The following is a 6,483-nucleotide window of genomic DNA, read 5'->3' on the forward strand; positions in this document are numbered from 1 at the left end:
CCACACCGAAGCCGCCGTCGACCTCGCCCGCATGGCAGACCTGCGGCCCGCAGGCGTCATCTGCGAAATCGTCAGCCAGAAAGACGAAGGCGCGATGGCCCAGACGGACGAACTGCGCGTCTTCGCCGACGAACACGACCTCGCCCTCATCTCCATCGCCGACCTCATCGCCTGGCGTCGCAAGCACGAGAAGCACGTCGTTCGCGTCGCCGACGCCCGAATCCCCACCGGCCACGGCACCTTCCGCGCCGTCGGTTACCAGAGCATCTACGACGAGGTCGAACACGTCGCGCTCGTCCGCGGCGACATCGCGGGCCCCGACGGAGACGGCAACGACGTGCTCGTTCGAGTGCACTCCGAATGCCTCACCGGCGACGTGTTCGGATCACTGCGCTGCGACTGCGGACCACAGCTGGACGCTGCCCTGGAAATGGTCGCCGCCGAGGAACGCGGCATCGTGTTGTACATGCGCGGACACGAAGGACGAGGGATCGGTCTGCTGCACAAGCTCCAGGCCTACCAACTCCAGGACGCAGGCTCGGACACTGTCGACGCCAACCTGCAGCTCGGCCTCCCCGCAGACTCCCGCGACTACGGAATCGGTGCACAGATCCTCGTCGACCTCGGCGTCTCCTCGATGCGGCTGCTGACCAACAACCCTGCCAAGCGAGTGGGACTCGACGGCTACGGCCTGCACGTCACCGAACGAGTACCGATGCCGTTGCGCGCCAACGCCGAAAACCTCACCTACCTGCGCACCAAACGCGACCGCATGGGCCACGACCTGACCGGGTTGGATGACTTCGAAAAAGGTCATTCCGCAGGCTCCACTCCTGCCGAAAACGGGGCCACCTCATGAGCGGCGAAGGCGAACCCACCCTGCAGCTCGCGGGCGCGAGTGATCTCAAGCTGGCGATCGTCGCGGGTCAGTGGCACGAGAAGATCTCCCAGGCGCTCCTCGACGGTGCACTCCGCAAAGCCGAGTCGGCGGGGATTCAGGACGTCACGGTCATCCGGGTGGCCGGAGCCATCGAACTGCCGGTCGTCGCGCAGGCGCTGGCCCGCAACCACGATGCCGTCGTCGCTCTCGGCGTCGTCATCCGCGGGGGCACACCGCACTTCGAGTACGTGTGCGACGCCGTGACGGCAGGACTGACGCGAGTCTCGCTCGACGAGGGCACTCCGGTCACCAACGGCGTGCTCACCACCAACGACGAGCAGCAGGCGCTCGATCGCGCCGGACTTCCCGGTTCGTTCGAGGACAAGGGTGCGCAGGCCACCGCGGCCGCGATCGACACGGCGCTGACTCTCAAACATTTGCGCCAACCCTGGACGAATCAGGAGTTCACGTGACCGCCACCGCACCGTCCGCCGAGTGGGACATGGTGGTGAAGTCGCGCAAGTCGGCTCGCTATGCCATCGCGACGGCGGTACTGCTCGTGGTGGCGCACTCCACCGTCGCCGTCCTGCTGCGAGTGTCGCCGACCGGGGTGTACTTCAGAACCGCCGACCAACTTGCGATGGCGGGCATCGGACTTCTGCTCGGAGGCCTCGCGCTCGTGCTGACCCGGCCGCGCATTCGCGTCGGGCCGGCCGGTGTCGCGGTACGGAACCTGTTGTCGGAGCGTCTGATCGAGTGGGATCTGGTGCATGGGCTGTCTTTCCCGGACGGAGCGATGTGGGCCAGGGTCGACATCCCCGACGACGAGTTCATCAACGTGATGGCCATCCAGTCCAACGATCGTGACCATGCGGTCGCGGCGGTACGACAGTTCCGCACCCTCGAACGCAAATACGCACCCGCCGCCTCCGTTCCGGACGTCGCGGTCGATCAGGACTGACGTCGTACCTCCGCACCGCAGCTGAGCTGCGGATGCGGAGAACGTCGGACCCGACGGCTAACGTGGATGTCGTGTCCGACCCCGCTACCTACCGCCCGGCCACCGGAACCATCCCGGTGGAGCCGGGGGTGTACAAATTTCGCGATCCGCACGGTCGCGTCGTCTACGTAGGAAAGGCCAAAAGCCTCCGCAGTCGGCTCAATTCCTACTTCGCCGACGTCGCCTCGCTGCATCCACGTACTCGCCAGATGGTCACCACCGCAGCGTCGGTGGAGTGGACCGTGGTGACCACCGAAGTCGAGGCCCTGCAGCTCGAGTACAACTGGATCAAGGAATTCGATCCACGGTTCAACGTCCGCTACCGCGACGACAAGAGCTATCCGATGCTGGCGGTGACGATGAACGAGGAATACCCGCGGTTGTTCGTCTACCGCGGACCCAGGCGCAAGGGCGTGCGCTACTTCGGCCCGTACGCGCACGCGTGGGCCATTCGCGAGACGCTGGACCTACTGCTGCGAGTGTTTCCCGCGCGCACGTGCTCGACCGGAGTGCTCAAGCGCCACAATCAGATCGGCAGGCCCTGCCTGCTGGGCTACATCGACAAGTGCTCGGCACCGTGCGTCGGCCGGGTCAGCGCCGACGAGCATCGCGCCACCGTCGAGGATTTCTGTGACTTCTTGGCCGGAAAGACGGACAAGCTCGTTCGTCAGCTCGAGAAGAAGATGCAGGCTGCATCCGAGGACCTGGATTTCGAGACCGCCGCACGTCTTCGAGACGACGTCGGTGCGCTGCGTCGGGCATTGGAGAAGCAGGCGGTGGTGCTCGGCGACGGCACCGACGCCGATCTCGTCGCCTTCGCCACCGATGCCCTCGAAGCTGCCGTCCAGGTCTTCCACGTCCGAGGCGGCCGCGTGCGCGGGCAACGCGGCTGGGTGGTGGAAAAGGCGGGAGAGGTGATCGAACGTCAGGACGAGGCCGATCTGCCCGCCCTGGTGGAGCAGTTTCTGACGCAGTTCTACGGCGAGCAGGCTGCCCTGTCCGCCCAGGCACCGGGCGGCGACGACGGTGGTTCCAATGCCGTTCCGAGGGAAGTGCTGGTTCCGGTCCTGCCGGACAACGCCGACGAGGTACAGGTCTGGCTCAGTGAACTCCGGGGCTCGAACGTGACCCTGCGGGTTCCCCAGCGCGGCGACAAGAAGGCATTGGCCGAGACCGTCGAACGCAACGCCAAGGAGGCCCTGCAGCAGCACAAGCTCAAGCGCGCGGGCGACTTCACATCGAGATCGGCTGCGCTGCAGGGCATTCAGGAGGCACTCGATCTGGATTCCGCACCACTGCGCATCGAGTGCATCGACATCTCCCACGTGCAGGGAACCGATGTGGTGGCCTCGCTCGTCGTCTTCGAGGACGGATTGCCCCGCAAGAGCGACTACCGCCACTACGCGATCAAGGAAGCGGCAGGCGACGGACACTCGGACGACGTGGCGAGCATCGCCGAGGTGACCCGTCGCCGATTCCTACGACACTCCGCGGACGGTTCGGCCGAGGGGACCGGGGGCGATCTGGCCCCGGAAGCCGCGTTGGATCCGCAGACCGGCAGACCGCGCAGATTCGCGTATCCACCCAACCTGTTCGTCGTCGACGGCGGTGCCCCTCAGGTGGCCGCTGCCGCGGCGGTACTGGACGAACTCGGCGTGACCGACGTTGCCGTGGTCGGTCTGGCCAAGCGGCTCGAGGAGGTATGGGTACCGGGGGAGGAGGATCCGGTCATCCTGCCGCGCACGAGCGAGTCGCTCTACCTGCTGCAACGGGTCCGCGACGAAGCACACCGGTTCGCGATCACGTTCCATCGCAGCAAGCGGTCGCGGCGGATGACGGCGTCTGCTCTCGATTCGGTTCGCGGACTCGGCGAGTCGCGTCGAACGGCGCTGGTGGCACACTTCGGTTCGGTCGCCAACCTCAAGCGTGCGACGGTCGCGGAGATCGTCGAAGTTCCCGGGATCGGAGAGACCACGGCCAAGTCGGTGCTGGCCGCGCTGGGTTCCGACACGGACGACGCCGATCTAGGCGATGATGGCACCGCAACTGCAACGACATCGGGCGAGAACACGGCGGAACATGCGATCGCACCGCGTGTGGAATCGGCGGGACAGGCTTCGTAGTGAGCGAACACCAGACACAGAGACATCCACCGTCCGAAGAGCACCTCGAACAGCCCTCCGCGGGGGAGTCGCGGCACGACGAGATCGAAGTGGCGTTGGTCACCGGCGTTTCCGGTGCAGGACTGCGCACTGCGGCCAAGATTCTCGAGGACCTCGCTGGTACGTCGCCGACAACCTACCGCCGGAGCTCATCTCCAAGATGGTCGATCTCGGACTCGAGTCCAAGCCCAGAATCGAGCGACTGGCACTGGTCATGGACGTTCGAAGCCGCCTGTTCACCGGCGATCTGGGCTGGGTCGTGAAAGAACTCGACTCCAAGGGCGTGCGCAACAGAGTGCTCTTCCTCGACGCGTCCGACGCCGTGCTGATCCGTCGATTCGAGTCCAACCGGCGCAGCCATCCCCTGCAGAACGACGGTCAGGACGGAACGTTGACCGAGGGCATCACCGCCGAGCGGTTGCGACTCGCCCAGGTCAAGGCGGCGGCGGATCTGACGGTGGACACCACATCCCTGTCCGTGCATCAGCTGCGGCGCAAGATCGAGACGGTGTTCGGTGACGCCGACACCACCGGCGTCGGCGTCACCGTGCAGTCGTTCGGCTTCAAGTACGGCCTGCCGATGGACGCCGACCTGGTCTGCGACGTGCGCTTTCTGCCAATCCGCATTGGGTGCCCGAGCTGCGCGAACACACCGGCCAGGACGCGGACGTCCGCGATTACGTGCTGGGGCAGGACGGGGCACGCGACTACCTGCAGACATACACGCATCTGCTGAATCTGACGATCGAGGGATACGTGCGGGAAGGCAAGAGATACATGACGGTGGCCGTGGGCTGCACCGGAGGAAAGCACCGAAGTGTCGCGATGACCGAGGCACTGGCCGCGATTCTCGCCGATCAGGGTGATGTGTCGGTGCGCGTGCTGCATCGGGATCTGGGTCGCGAATGAGCGAGGTCGACACCGAAGTACCGGTATCGGGCCCCAAAATAGTTGCGCTCGGCGGCGGTCACGGCCTGTACGCCACGCTGTCGGCGGCCCGGTTGCTCGGTCACGACGTCACCGCCATCGTCACGGTCGCCGACGACGGAGGATCCTCGGGGCGTCTGCGAGCCGAGCTCGGCGTCATTCCGCCCGGGGACCTACGCATGGCACTGGCCGCGCTGGCACGCTCGGACGAGCGAACGCAGCTCTGGACCGACGTGCTGCAGCACCGCTTCGGTGGCACGGGCGCTCTGGCCGGTCACTCGGTGGGCAACCTCATCCTCGCCGGCCTCACCGAGGTACTGGGCGACCCGATCGCCGCACTGGACGAGATGGCGCGGATGCTCGGAATCGACGGACGAGTGCTTCCGATGTCGCCGATCGCACTCGACATCGAGGCCGACGTCTCCGGTCTCGAGGACGACCCACGCGTGAGCCGCGTCATTCGCGGACAGGTCGCGGTGGCGACCACTCCCGGCAAGGTTCGCCGCGTTCGACTGCTGCCACCCGAACCGCCGGCCTCCGCGGATGCACTCGCCGCGATCGAGAAGGCCGACCTCGTGGTGCTCGGACCGGGATCGTGGTTCTCCAGCGTCATCCCGCACGTGCTGGTGCCGGATCAGCTCACCGCGCTGGCTCGCACCAGCGCGCCGAAGGTACTGGTGTTGAACCTGGCCCCAGAACTGGGGGAGACCACCGGATTCTCCGCCGAGCGCCATGTCCACGTACTCTCCCAACACGCACCGGATTTGGGAATCGACTACGTGTTGGTCGATTCCGCCTCGGTCCCGGAAGGCAGCAACCGCGAGCACGTGGCGCGGGCAGCGGCCCGGCTCGGTGCCGAGGTCGTCTACGTCGACGTTGCCGAAAACGGCACCCACGCACATCATTACGGCAAGCTTGCCGCGGCTCTCGGCTCCATCGTGTCGTCCACCGACGGCACCGCACCGACTGCCGCACGCAGAGAGGGGATCACTTCGTGGCCATGACAGCGGAGGTCAAGGACGAGCTGAGCAGGCTCACCGTCAGTCAGGTCAGTTGCCGCAAGGCCGAGGTGTCCGCACTGCTGCGATTCGCCGGCGGACTGCACATCGTGGCGGGCCGAGTGGTGGTCGAGGCGGAGGTGGACCTCGGGTCCATTGCGAGACGGCTGCGTCGGGAGATCTTCGAGCTGTACGGCTACTCCTCCGACGTGCACATGCTCGGAGCAGGCGGGCTTCGCAAGACCTCTCGCTACGTGGTGCGCGTCGCCAAGGACGGCGAGGCGCTGGCGCGGCAGACCGGTCTGTTGGACCTGCGCGGACGGCCTGTTCGCGGGCTGCCCGCGCAGGTCCAACAGACCGGTCTGCCGCGCCAGCGCCTCGCCGTCCTTGGCGACGCGCACCACGTAGCGAGAGGTCTTGCGAAGCCCGCCTGCTCCGAGCCATGTGCACGTCGGAGGAGTAGCCGTACAGCTCGAAGATCTCCCGACGCAGCCGTCTCGCAATGGACCCGAGGTA

General features: G+C 66.3%; 6 protein-coding genes and 1 pseudogene. All 7 read left to right on the top strand.

The window, feature by feature from the left end; translation table 11 throughout:
• Positions 1-859, top strand: an 859-nt coding sequence (gene ribA / locus RHBS_RS22410; protein ID WP_128646456.1) for a GTP cyclohydrolase II, incomplete at its 5' end; no start/stop codon positions are given.
• Positions 856-1,353 carry a 6,7-dimethyl-8-ribityllumazine synthase gene (gene ribH / locus RHBS_RS22415; protein WP_121869933.1) on the top strand — a complete coding sequence of 166 codons (498 nt, stop codon included), beginning with the start codon at positions 856-858 and terminating at the stop codon, positions 1,351-1,353. The genes ribA and ribH, both read left to right, overlap by 4 nt.
• 29 nt (positions 1,354-1,382) lie before the next feature.
• A complete protein-coding gene (locus RHBS_RS22420; RefSeq protein ID WP_128646458.1) occupies positions 1,383-1,841 on the top strand; it encodes a PH domain-containing protein in 459 nt (152 codons plus the stop codon).
• Between the two features lie 71 nt (positions 1,842-1,912).
• Positions 1,913-4,003: an excinuclease ABC subunit UvrC gene (gene uvrC, locus RHBS_RS22425; RefSeq protein ID WP_121872427.1), complete on the top strand. Its 2,091-nt coding sequence runs from the start codon at positions 1,913-1,915 to the stop codon at positions 4,001-4,003.
• Between the two features lie 83 nt (positions 4,004-4,086).
• A pseudogene (gene rapZ / locus RHBS_RS22430) lies at positions 4,087-4,951 on the top strand (RNase adapter RapZ).
• Positions 4,948-5,973 (top strand): uridine diphosphate-N-acetylglucosamine-binding protein YvcK, encoded by a 1,026-nt coding sequence (yvcK, locus tag RHBS_RS22435; RefSeq protein ID WP_128646457.1) that lies wholly within the window; start codon positions 4,948-4,950, stop codon positions 5,971-5,973. The pseudogene rapZ and the gene yvcK overlap by 4 nt, the downstream one beginning before the upstream one ends.
• The coding region (gene whiA / locus RHBS_RS22440; RefSeq protein WP_374700646.1) for a DNA-binding protein WhiA at positions 5,970-6,483 on the top strand (514 nt) is incomplete at its 3' end. The genes yvcK and whiA, both read left to right, overlap by 4 nt.

This window comes from Rhodococcus sp. BS-15 (assembly GCF_000813105.1).
Taxonomy (GTDB): Bacteria; Actinomycetota; Actinomycetes; order Mycobacteriales; family Mycobacteriaceae; genus Rhodococcoides.